The following is a 20071-nucleotide window of genomic DNA, read 5'->3' on the forward strand; positions in this document are numbered from 1 at the left end:
CAGCGCGCGGCCGGTGCGGGCCCCCCCCCGGGGGGCCCCCCTCCGTCCTCGCCCCGCCCCCCCCCCCGACCTGCTCTCGCTTTCGGGTGGACTGTCCGCGCTCTCGCTTCGAATCGTAGCGGGCGTTCCGCGGAGCCACCGCTCCTGCTCGGCTTCCGTGGACAGCAGGACCGGCATTCGGTGGTGGACTGGCTCGACGACCGCGTTCGGTTCCGTGGTCACGACGGTGAAGGTCGCGCCGGCGTTCGAGCGCCCGCTCGCGTCGCCCGTGCTCGGCCGTCGGTCGCTCGCGCCCGGCCGTCGGTCGCTCGCGCCCGGCGCTGGCTCCCACAGGCCGGCGAGCGCGAACGGTTCGCGGTCCTCGCGCTCGAAACGGTAGGGCTGCTTGCCCGTGGGCGTCTGCTTCCAGTCGTAGAACCCGTCCGCGAGCACGAGACACCGCCGCTCGGCGAACGCCTCGCGAAAGCTCGGCTTCTCGGCCAGCGTCTCGGCGCGAGCGTTGACGTGGCCCGACCCGGGATCGTCGGCCCACTGGGGGACCAGTCCCCACGTCGGGTACCGGATGGCGTCGCGGTCGTCGTTCCGTACGACGGGATGGGACTGGCTCGGCGCGACGTTGTACCGCGGTTCGAGCGGCCGGGTTGGCTCGGCGTCGAACCGCTCGGTCACGACGCCGGGATCGGCGAACAGGGAGAGTCTCCCGCACATGCTATCGCGACGCCCGTTCCCGTTCGCGCACCGGTTCCTCGTTCGGAGTGAAGCGTTCGCTCCGGCCGCTCTTCTGGATGATGTCGAACGCGGTCATCAGGTCGGTCCGCGAGAGCAGCCCCGTCAGCGCCCCGTCGGCGTCGACGACCAGCAGGCGACCGATGCCGTGCTCCTGGATCTTCTCGAACGCGGTCATCGCCTCGTCGGAGGCTGGGATGGTCTTCAGGTCGGTGCTCATCACGTCCCGGACCGTGTAGGCGTCGCGTTCGACTTCGGACACCTGCCGGGCGTCGTCGAGGGTGACCATCCCCACGAGTTCGCCGTTCTCCACGACCGGAAAGCCCGTGTGGCGCTCGCGGAACATCGCCTCCATCAGGTCCGCGACCGACTCGTCGGGCGAGACGGTGTCGAGCTCGTCGCTCTCGGTCATCACGTCGCGGACGCGCACGTCGCTGAACGCGGCGTTCATCACGGTCTGCTGGGCTTCGCTGGTCGCGCCGATGTAGATGAAGAAGGCGATGCCGATGAGGACGATGCCGCCGTTGAACAGCCCGAACAGGCCGAGCAGGACCGCGAACACCTTGCCGACCTCCGCGGCGGTGCTGGTGGCGCTGGCGAACGACCGGTTCCGGGCGAGCAGCGCCCGGAGCACCCGCCCGCCGTCCATCGGGAAGCCGGGCAAGAGGTTGAACGCGGCCAGCGCGAGGTTCATCAGCGCGAGGTAGCCGAAGACGAACCGGACCGTCGGGAGCCCGGCCGGAATCGCGACGAACGCGAGCGCCGAGACGACCCCGAGTGCGATACTGACCGCCGGACCGGCGAGCGCGATGAAGAACTCCTGTCGCCAGTCCTCGGGCTGGTCGGTGAGCCGGGCGATGCCGCCGAACAGCCAGAGCGTGATGGAGTCGATGGGGAAGCCGTAGCGCATGGCAACCAGCGAGTGGCCGAGTTCGTGGAGCACGACCCCGACGAACAGCCCGACAGCGGCGACCGCGCCGAGCACCCACTGCATCTGTCCTGCGGTCAGCGCGTCCGCGTCGAGGGCCGGCGTGGCGAACGCGTTGAGGTAGTCCGCCCAGAGCTCGACCTGCGTGCCGATGAGCCACGCGAACACCGGCAGGATGAGCAGGAACGTCAGGTCGAGCTTGATCGGGATGCCGAACGCCCGCCCCACCGTGAAGCTTCGCATACGTACGACTATCGGTGGCAGGGCCTTAACGGTGGTTGGTGAACGGTGGGAAGAGGGGCCCGATTTGTCCATCCCGAAGCGCAGTTAGGCGAACCCAAAGTATTCAAGAGGCCCCCCGAGACAGACACGTACAACGTGGCGGACACCGACTATTCCAGACGAACCGCGGTCACTGGACTCTCCGTCTCGCCGACGGACGCCGAACGGCTTCGGGAGCTGGTCGCCGAGTGGAAGCGGGGCTGCCAGCTTGCGGTCAACGAGGCGTGGGACGTCTGTCACACGAGGAGCGAAGTCCAGCAGTTGACGTACGACCGGCTCCGCGAGGAGACCGACCTCGGCAGCCAGCACGCCGTGCTGGCGACCCACCGCGCCGCCGAGGCCATCAAGCGCGCTCGGGACCGGAGCGGGACCCGGCCGGAGTTCACCAGCCCCACCGTGGCGTTCGACACCCGGACGATGACGGTGTTCGACGACCGGACGGTGAGCCTGACCACGACCGACGAGCGGATTCGCTGCGACCTGAAGCTCGCGGCCGACGGCGGCTACCAGTCGCGCTATCTCGACGACGAGGACTGGGAGCCGGCCAAGAGCGGACTCCACTACCGCGACGGCGAGTTCGTCTTCCACCTCGGATTCCGGACGCCCCGGCCCGCCGTCGACCCGCCGACCGAGGGCGCAACTGTGCTGGGCGTCGACCTCGGCGTCGAGAACCTGGCGGTCACCAGCACGGCCCGCTTCTTCTCGGGCGGCGAACTCGGCCACCGCCGGGAGGAGTTCGAGCGCGTGCGGTCGTCACTGGGCGCGACGGGCACCCGGAGCGCGGACCGGACGCTCCGACAGGCGGGCGACCGCCTCGACAGGTTCGTCCGCCAGCGGCTCCACGAGGTGGCGAACGGAATCGTCGCCGAGGCCGAGGAGTACGACTGCGAACTGATCGCCTTCGGCGAACTCGAAGAGGCCCACGACCTGCTGCCCGGTGCCGGCGCGTTCCACGAATGGCTGTTCGAGCGACTCCTCTCGTTCGTGGAGTACCGCGCGGCCGAGCGCGACATCCCGGTCGTGGAGGTCAATCCCGAGTACACCAGCCAGCGCTGCATGGAGTGTGGGTTCACCCATCCGCAGAACCGCGACGTCGAGGCCCACCAGTTCGAGTGCCTGAAGTGCGACGCGTCGGCCCACGACGACTACAACGCCGCCAAGAACATCGCGTTCCGGTGCGTTCGCCGCGGCCCGCTCTCGTCCCGGGGGCTCGGGGCGTCTGCGTGCGCGCTCCAATCGGGGCTCGTGACGCCGGACGACGGCTTTACTCCCTATGCGGAACTCTCGGAACCGCCGAAGTCGGACTGATTATCTGTTCGGTGTCATTTCTCGGCCTCCCGTACTCTACCATGCCTCGGAATTGCAATCGGGCTTCTCGAAACCTTTCAACCCGGCGCGCGCGAGGATGCTGGGGAGGCGTGAGGCCCGCGGCCGCGGGGCGGCCGCGGTGTAACGCGGTGCTGTGCGGTCACGCCTGTGCCTCGGTTGTAGCTAGCTTGGATCGATACAACCCGTCGAAACCATCTGTTGACTACCGGAACTCGTAACGCAACTTTCTCGCCACGCGAAGCAACGTTTCGCTCGGACGCAACCTTACTTAGTCTCCCGCGCGTACGGTCGCGCATGAGCCAGCAGGCCAAACCGCTGATCCGCCGCAAGGACGACATCGAGTACGAGGACGTGGGCGCTGCCGAGGGAATGCGCAAGGGCGTCCTCGTCTCCGAGGACCACGGCGCGCCGAACTTCGCCATCCGGCGGTTCGAACTCGACCCCGGCGCGTCGGTGCCAGAACACACCAACGAGGTCGAACACGAGCAGTACGTCCTCTCTGGCGAGTACACGGTCGGAATCGACGACGAGGAGTACACCGTGAGTGAGGGCGATTCGCTGCTCATCCCGGCGGGCGTCGTCCACTGGTACCGAAACGAGGGCGACGAACCGGGGTCGTTCCTCTGCGCGGTGCCGAACGGCGACGACGAGATCGAACTGGTGGAGTAGCGAAGCTGTGGGGAATCGCGGAGCGCTGACGAAAAAGCGCAGTTCTCGGACGAAAATAGCTACTCGGTCGACGGTCTCGGACGAACTACTCGCGTTCGGGAAGCGAGACGAGGGCCGAAATGTCGGCGGAGATCCACGCGTCGGCGGCCGAGTCGTCCTGCATCAGGACCGTCGGCCGTCCGTCCGCGTCGTCGTCGATCTCAAGCGTCACTTTGTCGTCGAACCGCTCGGGTAACCGCTCGTTCTGTCTCCCCCTCATGTCTGGTGAATCCACGCGGGCACTGCTTACCACGAGACGGGCTTTGTTATTTGCCGGTTGCCTGGACGGTATTGGCAGAATAACCCTCTCGGTGTTCTGTTACGCTGGCGTTAACCAACGGTATTGGCGTATTTCTCGGGCTTGTTTTCCTGTATCCCTAGCGAATTGCGGTGGTTTCTGGAGTGTCTCGGTCCTCTTACTCTGGTTTTTTCGAATTGCTGATTCTGGACGACCGAGACCGCTAGCTACTGCTTGAGCATAGGCGTGACCGCACCGCAACCGCGACAGCACCGCACGGCACCGCGACTGCAACCGCACGGCGACCGCGGGCCTCACGCCTCCCCAGCCTCCTCGTTCGCTCCTGCCGGTCGCTCTACTCGTCCCTCGCGCGGATGGGCGCGGCACAAGGCCGCGCCCGCACGCGCCGGGTGATTCCACCAGTCTGAGACGACGGAGGTCGTCGACTCTCGACTCCGTGAACGACCACGGCCAGTCGCGCTTGCCCCGCGCCCGCCACCATCGACCGTTCCGAACACCTCAAATACCGCGAGCTACTATCCGGGCACGTGTCGAAGCAGGTCCCGCAGGTGGACGCGCTGTTCCTCCACGAGTCGTCCGGTCACTACGTCGCGGTCGTGAATCGGGACGGCGAGCGCGTCTTCCGAGCCAAACTCGAACTCAAGGAGACGAACGCCGGACCGCGACCCGGCCGGTTCCGCGTCAAGCGCGGGTCGAGCGAGGAGCCCCGCGATCCGGACCAGTTCGTCGAGATCGCCCGCAGAGCCGACCGCATCCGCATCTCCCAGCAGACCTCCGCGGCGGGTCGCGAGGAACTCCAAGAGATGCTCGACGCCTACCAACTCGACGCCAAGGCCGTCCGGACCTGCCGGCTCTGCGCGTCGAGCGGCCGCTACTCGCCCATTACGAGCGAGACGGCCATCGATACCGGCGACGAGCACATCTGCCCCGACTGCGCGAAGGAAGAGTTAGAGCGCGAACTCTCCTTCCGCGGGGATCTCACCGGCGAGGCGCAGGACAGACTCGAAGATCTCCTGCTGGAGGTCCAGAACCTCGAACGGATCACGAACCTCCTGAAGGGGCGGCTCGACCCCGACCTCACGAAGTTCGACGAGATCAGCGCGAACGTCGAGGACGTCGACCCCGTGCCGGTCGACACGCTTTCGCTCCATCCGGGAGTCCAGAACCTCCTCGAAGACAGATTCGACGACCTCCTGCCGGTCCAGAGCCTCGCGGTCGAGAACGGCCTGCTCGACGGCGAGGACCAGCTCGTGGTGAGCGCCACCGCGACCGGGAAGACCCTCGTCGGCGAGATGACCGGGCTCGACCGCGTGCTGAACGGCAACGGCAAGATGCTGTTCCTCGTCCCCCTGGTCGCGCTCGCCAACCAGAAGCACGAGGACTTCGAGGAAGAGTACGGCGACCTCGTGGACGTGACCATCCGGGTCGGCGCGAGCCGGGTCCGGGACGACGGCCACGCGTTCGACCCGAACGCCGACGTGATCGTCGGCACCTACGAGGGAATCGACCACGCGCTCCGGACCGGCCGGAATCTGGGCGACATCGGGACGGTCGTCATCGACGAGGTCCACACCCTCAAGGAGCAAGAGCGAGGCCACCGCCTCGACGGCCTCATCGCGCGACTCAAACACTACGCCGAGCAGCGCCAGCAGCGCCGCGACGGCTACGACGGCGCGCAGTGGGTGTACCTCTCCGCGACCGTGGGCAACCCCGGCTCGCTGGCGAAATCGCTCGAAGCGAACCTCGTGGAGTTCGAAGAGCGCCCCGTCCCGCTGGAGCGCCACGTCACCTTCGCCGACGGCCAGGAGAAACCCGACATCGAGAACAAGCTGGTCAGGCGCGAGTACGACTCGAAGTCCTCGCAGGGCTATCGCGGTCAGACCATCATCTTCACCAACTCCCGGCGGCGGTGTCACGAGATCTCTCGCCAGCTGGAGTACAGCTCCGCGCCGTACCACGCGGGGCTCGACTACGGTCGTCGGAAGAAGGTCGAGCGCATGTTCGCCAATCAGGACCTCGCCGCCGTGGTGACGACCGCGGCGCTCGCGGCCGGGGTGGACTTCCCCGCTTCACAGGTCATCTTCGACACGCTCGCGATGGGCATCGAGTGGCTCTCCGTCCAGGAGTTCCACCAGATGCTCGGGCGTGCGGGGCGGCCGGACTACCACGACCGCGGGAAGGTGTACGTGCTCGTCGAACCCGACGCGGCGTACCACAACAGCATGGAGATGACCGAGGACGAGGTGGCGTTCAAGCTGCTCAAAGGCGAGATGGAGGACGTGCAGACCCTTTACGACGAGAGCGCCGCGGTCGAGGAGACGCTGGCGAACATCACGGTCGCGGGCAGCGAGGCCAAGCGGCTCAACGACCGGATGATCGGCGAGATTCCGACCAAGCACGCGCTCGGCAAACTGCTGGAGTACGGCTTTATCGACGGGCTCGACCCCACCGACCTCGGCCGGGTCGTCACGACCCACTTCCTCGCACCCGACGAAGCGTTCAAGATCCTCGAAGGGATCCGGAAGGACGACCATCCGTACGAGATCGTGGCCGAACTCGAACTCCACGGCGAGGACGAGTGACGGTCGACTCTTATAATACCTCCAATTTGTCTGACTATCGTCTGACGGGTTTTAATATGTGGTAGTATCAAATACCGTATTAATGGCGACAGCTGACGGCGACAGGTCGCGCGACGGAAAGAGATCGGTCCACGAGATGCGTCACGACCGCGACGGTCCGGCCGCGCTCAGCGAGACGGTGATCGATGCGGTCGCAGCCGCCGAGGGCGTCGACCCGACCGACTCCGACCTCGAACTGTATCAGGCGGTGGACCTCGAGGCGCTCGACGCGCTGTTCGACCGCCGGTCGGACGACCGCCGGTGGCGATTCGAGTTCGGCATCGACGACTACCTCGTCGTCGTCGAGGGGTCGGGGACGGTGACGGTGTACGACCGGTAGAGCGCTCCCACTACGTTCCGACATCAGGGCCGCCGTGGCGTTCGGCTTCCCACATCATTTTTGTCTCCGCCACGAATTGTAGCGCGACGTGGTACTCGCGCTCTCGCCCGACATCGTCGTCGTCTTCCTGATCGTGCTCGTGGCGCTCGTGCTGTTCGCCACCGAGCCGGTCCCCATCGACATCACGGCGCTCGGCATCATGGTCGCGCTGATGGTCCTCGAGCCGTGGACCCGCATCTCGCCCGCGGAGGGGGTCTCCGGGTTCGCGAGCACCGCGACGGTCACCGTGCTCGCGATGTTCGTCCTGAGCTACGGCGTCCAGCGTACCGGCGCGGTCCAGATCCTCGGCCGGAAGATCGCGGCGTTCACCCGGGACGACGAGACGCGCCAGCTCGGCGCGACCGTCGGCGTGGTCGGGTCGATTTCGGGTTTTATCAACAATACCGCCGCGGTCGCCATCCTGATGCCGATGGTGACAGACCTCGCCCACGAGGGCAAGACCTCGCCGTCGAAGCTCCTCCTCCCGCTCTCGTACGCCTCGATGTTCGGCGGGACGCTCACGCTCATCGGTACGTCGACCAACATCCTCGCCAGCGACCTGTCGGCCCGATTGGCCGAGCAGAACCCCGCGGCGTTCGGCGAGCTTCACGCGTTCTCGATGTTCGAGTTCACGGCGCTGGGCATCGTGGTGTCGCTCGTGGGCGCGGCGTACCTCATGACGGTCGGGCGGTGGCTGACGCCAGCCCGCATCCCGCCCCGCGAGGACCTCACCGAGGAGTTCGGGCTGGAGGAGTACCTGACCGAGGTCGTCGTCCGGGAGGACTCCCCGCTGGTCGGCCAGACCGTCAGGGAGGTGCTCGACGACACGGAGTTCGACGTCGACGTCGTCCAACTCATCCGCGGGACGAAGTCGTTCGCCGAACCGCTCGGGCCGAAGCAGATCCAGCCCGAGGACGTGTTCGCGCTCCGGACCGACCGGGACACGCTCGTCGACCTCATCGACGCCGAGGGGCTCGAACTCCTGCCGGAGGTCGAAGTGACCGAGGAGGAGTTGGGGAGCGACGACCCCGAACGGAGCCTCGTGGAGGTGGTCGTCGCGCCGCGGTCGTCGCTGGTCGGCGAGTCGCTCGCGAGCGCGAACTTCCGGGACCGCTACGACGCGACGGTGCTGGCGCTCCGACGCGGCCCGGAGTACGTCCGCAAGCGCATGGACCACACGGACCTGCAGGTCGGCGACACCCTGCTCGTGCAGGCCACGCCCGACAGTATCTCGCGGCTGAACGTCAACCGCGACTTCATCGTGGCCCAGGAGATAGACCGCCCCGACTACCGCGAGTCGAAGATCCCCCTCGCGGTCGGCATCGTCGCGGCGGTGGTCGGACTGGCCGCACTCGAACTGCTTCCCATCATGGTCTCGGCGCTGGCCGGCGCACTCGTGATGGTCGTGACTGGCGTGCTCAAACCCGCGGAGGTGTACGACGCCGTGGAGTGGGACGTCATCTTCCTGCTGGCGGGCGTCATCCCGCTCGGAATCGCCCTCGAACAGACCGGCGGGGCCGACCTCGTCGCCGACCTGCTGGTGCTGTCGGGCGATCTCCTGCCCCCGCTCGCGGTACTCGGGCTGTTCTACGTCGTGACCGCGCTTCTGACCAACGTGGTCAGCAACAACGCCAGCGTCGTGCTGATGATTCCGGTCGCCGCCGAGACCGCGGCCCAACTCGGCGCGAACGCCTTCTCGTTCGTCCTCGCGGTGACGTTCGCGGCCTCCACCGCGTTCATGACGCCCGTGGGCTACCAGACGAACCTGTTCGTCTACGGTCCCGGCGGCTACAAGTTCACGGACTACTTCCGGGTCGGCGCACCCCTCCAGCTCGTCTTCGCCATCGTGACCACGCTGGGGATCGCCTTTTTCTGGGGCGTGTGAGGACTCGACTCCGACCCCGGCACAAACGAAACCCTTTACAGGTCTTCCCGCGCTACAGGGACATGCGGGACCGTGGGGTAGCTTGGTATCCTTTCGGCCTTGGGTGCCGATAACCCCGGTTCGAATCCGGGCGGTCCCACTTCCGGCGAGAAAAACCGTGAGCGCCGCGTAGCGTGCGCGAGCATCCGCTGCGTCAGCAGAATGGGTAACTCCGTACTCGAATCCTGCAAGTCGCACGCCCGCGTAGCGACCGAAGGGAGCGAGCAGGAACGTCTTGCTCCTGGTCGAATCCGGACGATTCGTGCCAGAGTTACGTCAGGGAATTAATACGGTGGGTTATTGAGAGAACGGCCTCATTCCGAATTATGTCTAGTACAGGAGTGAGTCTGCACGTATCGGTCGCGGTCCCGCAGATGGAATGTGAGAACGCGTGACCGACGATCCGACCTGCGACGACTCGACCTTCGACGTCGACCGCCGGACCGTCCTCGGCGCGCTCGCCGCGGCCGGTGGAGCGAGTCTGGCTGGCTGTTCGGCACTCGAACGCAGCAGTGACAGTCCGACGACCCCGGTGGACGAGGACACCGCCCGAGCGCTGGCGACGCGGTTCGCCCCGACGCTGTACTTCGACGAAAACGAGCCGTGGTTCCCGACCGACCCCCGGCCCTACACCAGCGAGCGGGACGGCGAGACAATCGTCACCGGATTCGACGCCTTCGACGGCTACCACGAGCGGTTCGAAGACGGGAGTCCACCGAACCCGACCGCGTTCTACCACGCCGTCGAGTACGAGGAGTCGCCTCTCGCCGTGGTCCAGTTCTGGTTCTACTCGGTGTTCGACCAGTTCACGACTAACTTCCACTGGCACGACTGGGAAGTGCTGCACGTCTTCGTCGACACGGAGACCGACGAACCCCAACTGTACGTCGCCAGTTCCCACTCCCGGAAGGTTCCCAACAACGAGTTTCTGGACCCCGGCCCAGAGCGCGTCCCGCGCATCCTCACGGAACTCGGCTCCCATTCGAGCACGCTCTCGGTCAACGACGTCGCCGACCGCTTCCAGCGGATCGGCGTCGAGGACCTGCTGGCGGACATCACGAACACCGCAATCGACGGCATCGAGGACCTCGCCGACGCCGAGATCCCGCTCGCGTACGGCCTGCCGCGCGACGAGGGGTCGCGGCTCCCCTACGTCGTCCCGGAGTTCGAGGGCGAGCCGATATACGACCACGACCGCCTGCCGTCGGTCACCCGCGAGTCGCTGGTCCCCGCAGGTCTGACCGTTCGGTCCTTCGACGCGCTGTCGTCTGCGCCGACCGACCTCCCGACACGCGAGACGGGGCTCGTCTTCCGGCACAGCGAGCGCGACACCGACGCCGACGCCGACGTGGATTACGACCTCCTCCCGAGTAGCGAAATAGAAGGGATCGCCGATTTCACGGGACCACAGTTGAGCTTCGAGTTCGCCGTCCCGGACGCCGTCGAAGACGCCATGTCGGGCCACATCACGACGACGGGAGCGCCGTGGGGCCAGCCTCGCTTCGAGAACCCGGCGGCGGACATCTCCGTCCCGAACCACCGCACGGCGCTGGCCGACCGCTACGACGCCATCGGCGAGGCGGCCCCGATAAACACCGTGGTCTCCCGCGTTACGGAGGCGGTCACGGCCGACGACGCGCCGGAGGACGAGGGGTTGACCACGACCGAGGCGTCCGTCGAGTCGGTCGCGCTGCTGGAGAGCGACCCGGAGGCGGTCCCGACGTTCACGGGTATCGCGGTCGTGCAGGACGTCCCCGCCGGCGACCATCGATTGACGGTCAACGGCGCTGGTCGAGCGCCACACAGCGAACGCGTGTCGGTGTCGGACGACGAGGCGACCACGGCCGCCGGTATCGGCGGCGAGATCCCGCTCGTCGCGCGCGACCGTGCGACGAAGTTGGAGGTAGGCGGTGAGGACGCCGAGACGGACCTCGCGGCGGTGGCTCTCGAAGACGACTTCGCCGGTCGCCTCTACGAATCACCGGTGGACGGGCGCGATACCGTCTACGTCCACGCTGGCGGAGCCTACACCACCGAGGTCCGGGACGGCGACGACGCCGTCGGAGCCTACCGAGTGAACCCCGACCCCGAGAGCGAGTCGGCGGTCCGCATCGAGCGCCCCGAGACCGGCAAAGCGTCGCTCTCGACGTTCGTGGTCGACGTCGCCGAGGAGACGCGAGCGGAGGTCGCGGCGCTCGCCGACGAGGAGGACGGTGATGGGGCGGGCGGTGACGAGGAGGGGAACAACGACGATACCGGCCAGCAAGGCGGCGGCTCGTCGAACGCCCTCAGAGGGCTCGAACGCGCCCTCCAGGCCATCGTCGAGGCCGCACGGCGGGCCGCCGAGCGAGCGCGCGAGAACGACCGAGCCAACGCCGACAAGCAACTCGAAACGGTCGCCGAGCGCCTCCAGCGGATGGAGCGTCGGATCGACGACGCGAGCGACGATTTGCCGGAGTCGTTCTCGAACGCGGCGCGGAACAGAATGAAGCAGGCTGACCGGCGCGCCGACCAAGCCCGAAACGCCGAGAAACTCTGACTCGGCGACCGACGCCGTCTCTCGGTGGGGCGTGACTATCGTGATGTGAATTCGTTCCGGCCATCACGTAGTTCTTGCCCGAGCTGTGGTGTGATTCTTCGCGTAGTGTCTGCGAAAACATCTATCGAATAGCTTATGCCTATCAGGCGACGACTCCGAGATGGCGGCAGGTCCCCCATAGTGTCAGCGACCATGACCGGTACACCTCCCCTGTGCCCTGTCGCCTCGGTTCCCTCTCCCCCTTTCTTCCCACTGCATTGCCGACCGTAGCGTACGGGCTACGGTGACGGCCCGCCGACTGACTACTTCAGTCTGCAGCGACGGGTTTCGGGACGTAGCGCCGGATACGCTCGACGAGGTCGACTACGGAGTGTCGACGATTGTCTCACCGGCGACGAACCGTTCGGTGCGCTCGTCGTCGGGGTCCTCGAAGAACGTCTCCACGCCGGTCTTCTCGACGAGTTCGCCCAGATAGAGGAAGGCCACGGTGTCGGCGATACGCTGAGACTGCTCCATACTGTGGGTCACCATCACGATGCTGTACTCCGATTTGAGCGTTTCGAGGGTGTCTTCGACCTCCTTCGCGGAGACCGGATCGAGCGCCGAGGTGACCTCGTCACAGAGTAACACGTCCGGGTCGACAGCGAGCGAGCGGGCCAAGCAGAGCCGCTGTATCTGCCCGGCCGAGAGGCCCGCACCGGGTGCGTCGAGGCGACCGTTGACCTCGTCCCAGAGGTTCGCCTTCCGAAGGCTCGTCTCCACGACGTCATCTAACTCCGCGTTCGAGTAGTCGTCGTGGAGTTTCGCCCCGTAGGCCACGTTGTCGTATATCGACATCGGCAGCGGCGTGGGCGTCTGGGGGACGTAGCCAACTTTCCGCCGGATTTCGGGGACTGGCCGATCCGTGTCGTAGAGGGGCTCGCCCTCGACGTACACGTCGCCCGCTACCTCGGCGCTCGGCTCGATGTCGTGGAGGCGGTTGAGCGACTTTAGAAGCGTGGTCTTCCCACAGCCCGATGGACCGATGATGGTCGTCAGTTCGTTCTCCGCGAACCCGACGGAGACGCCCTTCAGCGCCTCGACGGATTGGTCGGCGGTGTACGTTACGCGCAGGTCGTCGGTTTCGATAGCGGTGTCTGTCTCGGTCATTCGCTTTGGCCTCCTGGTGTGTACCGGGCGAAGCGCCCGGCGAGCAGTTTCGACGCACCGATGAGCGCCAACACGGTCACGATGAGTACGAACGAGGCCGCGTAGGCGTGCGAGCGGACCTCGGCGTTGAACGAGGTCGCCTGCTGGAAGATGAGGATCGGCAGCGTCGTTGCGGGTTCGAGCAGGCCGCCGGGCATGGCGGTGCTCCCGCCGGCGGTGAACAGGACCGTCGCGGCGTCGCCGATACCACGGGCGAAGCCCATGATGACGCCGGCGACGACGCCGGGAAGCGCCGCGCGGGTCGCGACGCGGATCGTCTCGAAGCGGGTCGCCCCGAGTCCGTAGGTGGTCTCTTTCAACTCGGTCGAGACCGAGCGCAACGCTTCGTCGGTGTAGCGAGTGATGATCGGGTACTGGAAGACGGTAATCGAGAGGATACCGGCGAGCAGACTTGCCCGAGTGCCGGCCCCGATCATGATCGTCAACACGAACACGCCGTAGACGATGGGCGGGGTCCCCCAGAGGACGTTCAAGAAGAGATTGGCGTACTCCGCGAAGCGTTCGCTGGAGTAGTCCGACTGGAGGTATGTCGCGGTCGAAATCGCGAGCACTGTCGAGATGACCGTCGCGGGCCCGACGACGAGCAGGCTCCCCAGTACCGCGTGGAGGAACCCACCTGCCCCGTCGAGCATGTACGTCGAACCGGGCGGCGTGACGACGATTGCGGGGTTCGCCAGCAGCGCGCGACCGCCGCGGACGAGCGTCACGCCGACGACCAGGACCAGCACGGCAAGCACGATAGCCGTCGCGGCACGCACGAGTCCGTCGGCGATTCGTTGTTCGGTGTATCGATCCATCTAGTACTGCCACCTCCGTTCGAGTCGCCGCCGCAACAGCATCGCGGCGAAGTTGAAGAGCCAGACGACGACGAGCAACAGCAGGCCCACGAAGATGAGCGCCGACTGGGTCAGCGGCAGCGACATCAGTTCGCCGAAGTCGTTGACGATGATCGTCGTGAGCGTCTGTCCGGGCGAGAAGACGGTCTCCGGGACGAGGGTCTGGCTCCCGATGAGCATCGCCGGGACGATGGTCGCACCGAAGACACGGCCGAAGCCGAGCAGGAGCGCCGAGAGGATACCCGGTCCCGCCGCCCGCAGGAGGACGTGTTTCGTCACTTCCCACTCCGTCGCCCCCACCGAGAGCGTCGCCTCGCGGAGTTCGAGCGGGAGCGCTTCGAGGGACTCGACGGTCAGCGAGACGATAAAGGGCGTCACGATGATGCTCATCACCAGACTAGCGGTGAGGATACCCTGTCCGGCGCTATCCACGCCGAACACCGGCGCGAGGTAATCCCCGACGAACGGAACCACGACGATGAGTCCGACCAACCCGAAGACGACGCCCGGAATCGCCGCCAGCGCGTCGACGAACGAGGAGATGACCGTCTTCCACGGATCGGTGGCGTACTCTGCGAGGTAGATGGCGGTGAGAATCGCTATCGGCGCACCGATGGCCATGGAGATGCCCGAGACGGCGAGCGTCCCGACGATAGCGGGCATGAATCCGAAGCTGTTCCGTGCCGGGTCCCACGTCGCGGACGTGAGCAACTCGACGAGGGAGTACTCCGTGAGGACGGGGAGGGACTTCCAGACGAGCGTCGCTCCGATGACCCCGAAAACGAGGAGGGCGAAGTAGCCCGCGGCGCGAAACCAGACGCTGCTCGCCCCTTCCACGGCCAACCGACGGCGCAGTCTGGTGCTCTCGTTGCTCATCTGGCCCTTCAGGCCCCGTCTTCGAGTTTTTGGTTGGCTTCCTCGAGGCGGCTCTGGTCCAGCGGCACGTAGCCGTTGTCCCGGACCATCGACTGGCCGTCGGTGAGGACCCACTCGACGAACGGTTTCGCGGTCGAGCCGAAGCCGTTCTTCGAGGCGAGGAACATCTCGCGGGCGGGCGGTGCCGGATACGTGCCGTCCTCGACCGCGGACAGGAACTCGTCGCGGGAGCTGTAGAAGGACTCGTTCTCGTCGAGGGCGTCGTTGTCGTTCAGGTCGAGTGGGACCGGTCGGACGTTCCCCGAGAGTTCGCCAGTCTCGAAGTCCCAGATGTAGTTGACGTTGTTGAACGCGATAGCCGTGGGTTCCTTGCCGATTGCTTGCGCGACCTGTTGGTCGCCGTCGAAGTTTCCGTCGGTCTGGTCGGCGAGTTCGCTTTGGGTGTAGTCCCCGACGAACGTCGCCCATTTCTTGTACGCCGCAGAGGCGTCTGAGCGTCCGTAAACCGTTATCTCCGCGTCGGACTCGGCGTCGACGACCTCGCCCCACGTCGTGACTTCGCGGGTGAAGATGGCTTCCAGGTCGGCCCGGGAGAGGCCCTGCTCCTGAATCGCGTCGAGAACGGGATTCTCCGGGTTGACGGTACCGACGACGGTGTCGCGAAGCATCGGGACCGCGAAGAGGCCTTGGTCACGCTCCTCTGGGGTTGGTGCGCGGCCCATCATCGCGACGTCGACCTGGTCGTTCAACACGTCGGAGACGCCGACGCCGGTGCCGCCGCCGGAGATATCGATAGAGACGTCGTTGTTCTGCCGGTACTCCTCCGCCCACACCTGCACCATGGGCAGTGGGCCGACGCCACCGGAGATGCGGATCGAGTTCTGGCTGTCACCGCTACGGAGGACGCCGGAACAGCCGGCGAGTGACGCAACTGAACCGACACCGAGAAGCTGCAACGCCTCCCGGCGAGTGGGTGTGTCGTTCACTTCCAGATGGAAGGAGGGACGGACCTAAAACCCGAATCATGCCGTCAAAATTTTGCGGTGGTTGCCGGTGGAAACACTTATTGCCACTACATCGACTGTGGGACCGTGAAAAACGCAAGCGGTCGGGGTTCAACCGGCGGAGTGTTCCGGAACTGCCGGCTCGAAACAGAACATATTGCCGGTACGTAAGAGAAGTATACTTTTCATTATGGGAATCTGGTTCCACGTTGAGAACGGACGCCAACGAACTACCTACTGGGAGTTAACGCGGACTGACCGCTCGATTTCCGCGTTGACGAGTAACTCGTCGATGCCGAGAATCGCGGCGGTCTCCGGCGCGATGAGACTGCCTTGCACTTCGGCGGTGGCCTGATCGACGGCCTTGCTCGTAGTTTCCCGCCGGTGTTTGGGGATTCTCCGACCACCGCTCGCGCGAACTACACTTACCTGCAACTCACCTAACGAACTTGGTTCTCCACGGCGAACCCCTGTCCATGGGAACTACTGACGCGGGGCGTGACGTGTACGAGTGTCAGCACTGTGGGAAGGTCACGGTCGACGACTCGGCATCCGATTCTCACGAGGAGAGCCGACCACACCCGGAGGCGCCGCCGGCCAAGAGCCCGGAGTTGGCCGTCGTGCTTCGGGACGTGTTCGGCATCTCCGAGACGGGGATAACCATCTGCGTCCATCTCATGGAGGACGGCGAATCCACCGCTGGAGAGATCGCGGAGCACCTCGACGTGGACCGAAGCACCGTCAGCAGACAACTCAACCACCTGACCGACATTGGCCTGCTGGAGAAACGCCGGCGGCTTCTCACGGACGGCGGGCACGTCCACGTGTACTCGCCGGTCGACGTCGAAGAAGTACGCCAGCAACTGACTGCTGGTCTCTACGCGTGGCTGGACGAGGCGCTCGAACTCGTCGAGAACGTCAACCGCGAAAAGGTGGCGGCACTGGCGCGAGCCGACCGGAGCGATCGCAACTCCGCCGGCATCTACTGGGACGAGTAGTACTGTCAGCTCTGCGTTCGAAATTCCGCCGATGAACGTCCGCGAGGTCCTCCCGAAAGACGCCATCCCGAGCATCGACGACCCCGTCTTCGACGCGGCGTGTTTCGGCGCGCGCCCGGCGAGCTGATCGTGGGAGAACGGACGCGCGACTGTGTCCTCGGCGCGCACGACCGGCGTGAACCTATGACGGTCAGTGACGTGGTACCGGTATGGCTCGCACTTCGAGACGAGCACTCCTACTTGGGGCGGGCGGATCGGTAGCGGCCACGTACGGGATGAACGGGGTCCTCACCGGGGACGCAGCTTCGCAGGACCGACGCCAAGACGACCAGAAAGTACCGCTCGCCGACGACCGACTGCTGGTCGAGTACTCGTTCGAACGACTCCGAGACGAAGTGCTGTCGGGCGGGCCACCGAAAGACGGCATCCCGAGCATCGACGAACCGACGTTCACCGGCGTCGCGGACGCCGACCAGCGGCTCGACCCCGGCGACGTGGTGTTCGGGGTCGCGAAGGGCGAGGACGTCAAGGCGTACCCGCAGTACGTGCTGGTCCACCACGAGATCGTGAACGACGCGCTCGACGGGACGCCGGTGAGCGTCACGTACTGCCCGCTCACGGGGACTGCGATGGGGTTCGAGCGCGGCGAGACGACCTTCGGCGTGTCGGGGAACCTGCTGAACAACAACCTCGTGATGTACGACCGCGCGACCGACAGCCGGTGGCCCCAGATGCTGGCGACGGCCATCGACGGAACGCACGAAGGGCGGTCGCTTCGGGAGTTTCGGCTCGTCTGGACGACGTGGGAGAACTGGAAGACGCGCCATCCCGAGACGGCGGTCCTCTCGGAGGACACCGGCTACCTCCGCGACTACGGTCGTGACCCGTACGGCACCTACAACCCCCGCGGCGGGTACTACACCAGCAGTAATACGCTGTTCGAGCGGCTCCGGAACGACGACCGGTATCCGTCGAAGAAGATGGTGATCGGCGTCCGGACGGGGGACGGTGCGACTGCCTTCGTGAAGGACGCCCTCCGGGAGCGAGGGGTTATCGAGGGCGAACTCGCCGGAACGCCGGTCGTCGCCGTCTACAGCCCGGCACTCGACACCGCGTACGTCTACCACAACCCGGACGGTGTTTCCGTGAGCGAGGCCGACGGGGAAGTGGTCGTGGATGGAGACGCGTATGCGCCCGACGACCTCCCGCTCGACCGCGCGTACGCCTACGACGTGATGTGGTTCGCGTGGGCTGGTTTCTACCCGAACACTCGCGTCTACGGTGGGGAGACCGATGGCTGACGGGACGACGATAGCCGACGAGACGGCGAACTGGCGCACGCGAGCGACTGGGGCGCTCTCCCGAACTCGCGTCGCCGTCGGAATGGTACTGCGGCGACGCGACGCGCAGGTCGTGCTGGTCGTAATCGGAGTGGGCTATCTCTTCGCGTACCTGATCGCTATCGGGCAGCTCTCGTTCCGAGGCGACGCCGTCTCCCTGCTCGTCGTGGACGACCCGCTTTCGCGGGCGTTCGAGCCGATGAGCTACGGGGAGTTCGAACCGGTGGCTCGCGTCGAACTCCCCGGGCTGACGTACCTGCTCTCGCCGGTGAACGCGGCCATCGGCGTGGGTCTCGGCGGATTGGTCGGACTAAATCTCGCGCTGACCTACCTCGCGTGGACGCAACCGAAGGCGTGCGGAATCGCCTCGTCGTCGGCCGGCGCGGTCGCCGGACTCCCGGCGCTGCTTTCAGGGGCCGCGTGCTGTGGCCCGGTGATCTTCCTCGTCCTCGGGATACAGGCGTCTGGAGTCCTGCTGACCGCGTTCGACGCGCTGCTCCCGCTCGCCGCGATACTGCTCCTCGGGAGCGTCGTCTGGGTCGGACAGAAGGTGGATCCGGCCGCGTACTGAGTCCGATTAGCATTCCGGTCCGTTCCGCGTCGAGGGTAGCTCGCCGACCGTTGGGACGACGACTCTCGGAGGCAGTACGCTGATAGGAGTGTCCCCCGTTCGAACACGGACAGTCATGACCGACGACTCCGAGAGCGGCCCGCTGTATCCGAACCGGGGAGCGCAATCGGGAACGCGGAACGTCTCGCGCCGCCGACTGCTGTCGGGGTCGGTGGCTGCCGGCGCGACCGCGACCGCCGGCTGTACCGGCACCTCCTCCGAGTCGGTGCAGACAGGGGCGGAGACGGATAGCGAGACCGTCTTCGTGTTCAACACCGGCGACAAGACGGTCAGCGTCGTCGACGCCGAAGTCGACGAGGTCGTCGCGACGCCGCACCTCGGCGTGACGGCGTCGTTCCCGTCGAACCAGTTCGCACCGGGGCTGACCGACGCCCCGGACGACCCGCTCTGGCTCAACGTCGACCGCGGAGTGCGGGCGGTAGCGGTCGGATCGCTCTCGGAGGCGGCGGCGATAGAGACCGGCTCGGGCGCGAACTGGCTGGAGGTGACGCCGGACGGCGACCACCTCGTGGTGAGCGCACGCGAACCGGCCCACGCCCAGTACCGCCTCGACGCCGACCCGGAGTCCGACTCGTTCGGGGAGGTTACCGCGGAGATCGACCGGACTGACGAAGGCGGGCGGGGCGACAGGGACGGCCCCGGTCCCTGCGACGTCACCATTCATCCCGGCGGCGAGTACGCCTACGTGCCGGACATCTTCGGCGACACGCTGTCGGTCGTCGACGTCGAGGCGTTCGAACTCGAAACGCAGATTCAGGTTCCGACAGTCGGGGATGCGGACGCCGCCCGGCCGTGGATGGCGACGGCAGGCTGGGACGGGGACGTGATGCTCGTCGAGAACGACGAGGGCGCGACCGGCACCGAGAGCATCTGGGACGTCAGCGACCCGGCAGCGCCCACGGAGACGGTCCGGTTGACGAGCGAGGACGGACTCGGCGAGCGGCCGCTCACGAGCGAGATCGGCCCCGACTCGGAGACGGGGTACGTGTTCACGCCCGGAACGAACGACGTCACGGTGATCGACCTCGCCGACGGTTCGGTGGCCGAGCGCATCGACCTCGGCGGCAAAGCCTTCGTCGGGACGTGGGGACCGAACCGCGAGCGACTCTACGTCCCCGTGCAGACGAACGACGAGGTGAAAGTCATCGACCACGCGAGCCGCGAACTCGCCGCGACGATTCCGGTCGGTGCGAACCCCTACGGCGCGACGGCGGCGACCGTCCGCCCCGAGGAGGACGCCGCCGCGAACGCGTTGGGAACGTTGGCGACGCTCGGCGTCGAACTCTCCGAAGCGGGAACGACCTACTGTATCGGAAACTGTGCGTGCGGTCACCAGTTGTAGCGACGCCTGTCGTAGATGGGGGCTTCGCTTTGCATCCTCTCCGTTATCAATCGCCAGTTCCGGGACGTAGCCGCTCCCACAATCCGTATTTCGAAAGAGTCGCGGGACTCGATTAGAACCAAAATGGTACAATTATTCTT

Annotated in this window: 18 protein-coding genes and 1 tRNA gene; 12 read left to right on the forward strand and 7 right to left on the reverse strand. The window is 66.2% G+C overall.

All coding sequences use genetic code 11. The annotated features are described in order from the left end of the window. Together DPQ64_RS04860 and DPQ64_RS04865 are read right to left on the reverse strand one after the other, a co-directional pair. Positions 1-708 (reverse strand): SOS response-associated peptidase (locus tag DPQ64_RS04860; protein WP_157971589.1); only part of this gene is annotated, 708 nt, incomplete at its 3' end. Between the two features lies 1 nt (position 709). Beyond that, positions 710-1897 (reverse strand): CBS domain-containing protein, encoded by a 1188-nt coding sequence (locus DPQ64_RS04865; RefSeq protein ID WP_115863234.1) that lies wholly within the window; start codon positions 1895-1897, stop codon positions 710-712. 135 nt (positions 1898-2032) lie between these two features. Here DPQ64_RS04865 and DPQ64_RS04870 point away from each other — a divergent pair, with 135 nt between their 5' ends. Continuing rightward, positions 2033-3244 (forward strand): RNA-guided endonuclease InsQ/TnpB family protein, encoded by a 1212-nt coding sequence (locus tag DPQ64_RS04870; RefSeq protein ID WP_115863235.1) that lies wholly within the window; start codon positions 2033-2035, stop codon positions 3242-3244. Positions 3245-3559: 315 nt separating this feature from the next. After that, positions 3560-3934, forward strand: a complete 375-nt coding sequence (locus DPQ64_RS04875; protein WP_115863236.1) for a cupin domain-containing protein — start codon at positions 3560-3562, stop codon at positions 3932-3934. A gap of 85 nt (positions 3935-4019) precedes the next feature. Here the strand turns inward: DPQ64_RS04875 and DPQ64_RS18580 are convergent, their stop codons facing one another. Further along, the gene (locus DPQ64_RS18580) at positions 4020-4193 is read right to left on the reverse strand and encodes a hypothetical protein (RefSeq protein WP_157971586.1); all 174 of its coding nucleotides are present in this window, start codon (positions 4191-4193) and stop codon (positions 4020-4022) included. 566 nt (positions 4194-4759) lie between these two features. Here DPQ64_RS18580 and DPQ64_RS04880 point away from each other — a divergent pair. The 5 genes from DPQ64_RS04880 to DPQ64_RS04900 all read left to right on the forward strand — a co-directional run bounded on the left by DPQ64_RS04880 (position 4760) and on the right by DPQ64_RS04900 (position 11695). Continuing rightward, positions 4760-6814 carry a DEAD/DEAH box helicase gene (locus DPQ64_RS04880; RefSeq protein WP_115863237.1) on the forward strand — a complete coding sequence of 685 codons (2055 nt, stop codon included), beginning with the start codon at positions 4760-4762 and terminating at the stop codon, positions 6812-6814. An 82-nt stretch (positions 6815-6896) separates the two neighbouring features. Further along, positions 6897-7193, forward strand: a complete 297-nt coding sequence (locus DPQ64_RS04885; protein ID WP_115863238.1) for a HalOD1 output domain-containing protein — start codon at positions 6897-6899, stop codon at positions 7191-7193. Positions 7194-7281: 88 nt separating this feature from the next. Next, positions 7282-9117 carry an SLC13 family permease gene (locus DPQ64_RS04890; RefSeq protein ID WP_394338830.1) on the forward strand — a complete coding sequence of 612 codons (1836 nt, stop codon included), beginning with the start codon at positions 7282-7284 and terminating at the stop codon, positions 9115-9117. 66 nt (positions 9118-9183) lie between these two features. Then, a tRNA-Pro gene (locus DPQ64_RS04895) sits at positions 9184-9256 on the forward strand. A 291-nt stretch (positions 9257-9547) separates the two neighbouring features. Further along, positions 9548-11695: a hypothetical protein gene (locus DPQ64_RS04900; protein WP_115863239.1), complete on the forward strand. Its 2148-nt coding sequence runs from the start codon at positions 9548-9550 to the stop codon at positions 11693-11695. A 363-nt stretch (positions 11696-12058) separates the two neighbouring features. On the opposite strand, the gene DPQ64_RS04905 is transcribed toward DPQ64_RS04900, so the two are convergent. Genes DPQ64_RS04905 through DPQ64_RS04920 form a run of 4 tightly spaced genes read right to left on the reverse strand, consistent with a single transcriptional unit; the run spans position 12059 to position 15602 of the window. After that, positions 12059-12844, reverse strand: coding sequence for a phosphate ABC transporter ATP-binding protein (locus DPQ64_RS04905; protein ID WP_115863240.1), 786 nt, complete (start codon positions 12842-12844; stop codon positions 12059-12061). Then, complete coding sequence (locus tag DPQ64_RS04910) at positions 12841-13701, reverse strand: PstA family ABC transporter permease (protein WP_115863241.1); 861 nt, start codon at positions 13699-13701, stop codon at positions 12841-12843. Before DPQ64_RS04910 ends, DPQ64_RS04905 begins: the two co-directional genes overlap by 4 nt. Then, on the reverse strand, positions 13702-14616 hold the full coding sequence (gene pstC, locus DPQ64_RS04915) for a phosphate ABC transporter permease subunit PstC (RefSeq protein WP_115863242.1): 915 nt from the start codon (positions 14614-14616) through the stop codon (positions 13702-13704). An 8-nt stretch (positions 14617-14624) separates the two neighbouring features. Then, positions 14625-15602 carry a PstS family phosphate ABC transporter substrate-binding protein gene (locus DPQ64_RS04920; RefSeq protein WP_198662012.1) on the reverse strand — a complete coding sequence of 326 codons (978 nt, stop codon included), beginning with the start codon at positions 15600-15602 and terminating at the stop codon, positions 14625-14627. 494 nt (positions 15603-16096) lie between these two features. Here DPQ64_RS04920 and DPQ64_RS04925 point away from each other — a divergent pair, with 494 nt between their 5' ends. From DPQ64_RS04925 to DPQ64_RS04940, 5 genes are all read left to right on the forward strand, one after another. Continuing rightward, positions 16097-16618 carry a helix-turn-helix domain-containing protein gene (locus tag DPQ64_RS04925; RefSeq protein WP_115863243.1) on the forward strand — a complete coding sequence of 174 codons (522 nt, stop codon included), beginning with the start codon at positions 16097-16099 and terminating at the stop codon, positions 16616-16618. Positions 16619-16649: 31 nt separating this feature from the next. After that, positions 16650-16745, forward strand: a complete 96-nt coding sequence (locus DPQ64_RS19490; protein WP_232820488.1) for a DUF3179 domain-containing protein — start codon at positions 16650-16652, stop codon at positions 16743-16745. A gap of 82 nt (positions 16746-16827) precedes the next feature. Beyond that, a complete protein-coding gene (locus DPQ64_RS04930) occupies positions 16828-17919 on the forward strand; it encodes a DUF3179 domain-containing protein (RefSeq protein WP_115863244.1) in 1092 nt (363 codons plus the stop codon). Then, positions 17912-18529: a hypothetical protein gene (locus DPQ64_RS04935; protein WP_198662013.1), complete on the forward strand. Its 618-nt coding sequence runs from the start codon at positions 17912-17914 to the stop codon at positions 18527-18529. Before DPQ64_RS04930 ends, DPQ64_RS04935 begins: the two co-directional genes overlap by 8 nt. Positions 18530-18644: 115 nt before the next feature. Continuing rightward, positions 18645-19931, forward strand: a complete 1287-nt coding sequence (locus tag DPQ64_RS04940; protein WP_198662014.1) for a YncE family protein — start codon at positions 18645-18647, stop codon at positions 19929-19931. Positions 19932-20071: the final 140 nt, after the last annotated feature.

It is taken from the genome of Halorussus litoreus, assembly GCF_003382685.1.
Classification (GTDB): Archaea; Halobacteriota; Halobacteria; order Halobacteriales; family Haladaptataceae; genus Halorussus; species Halorussus litoreus.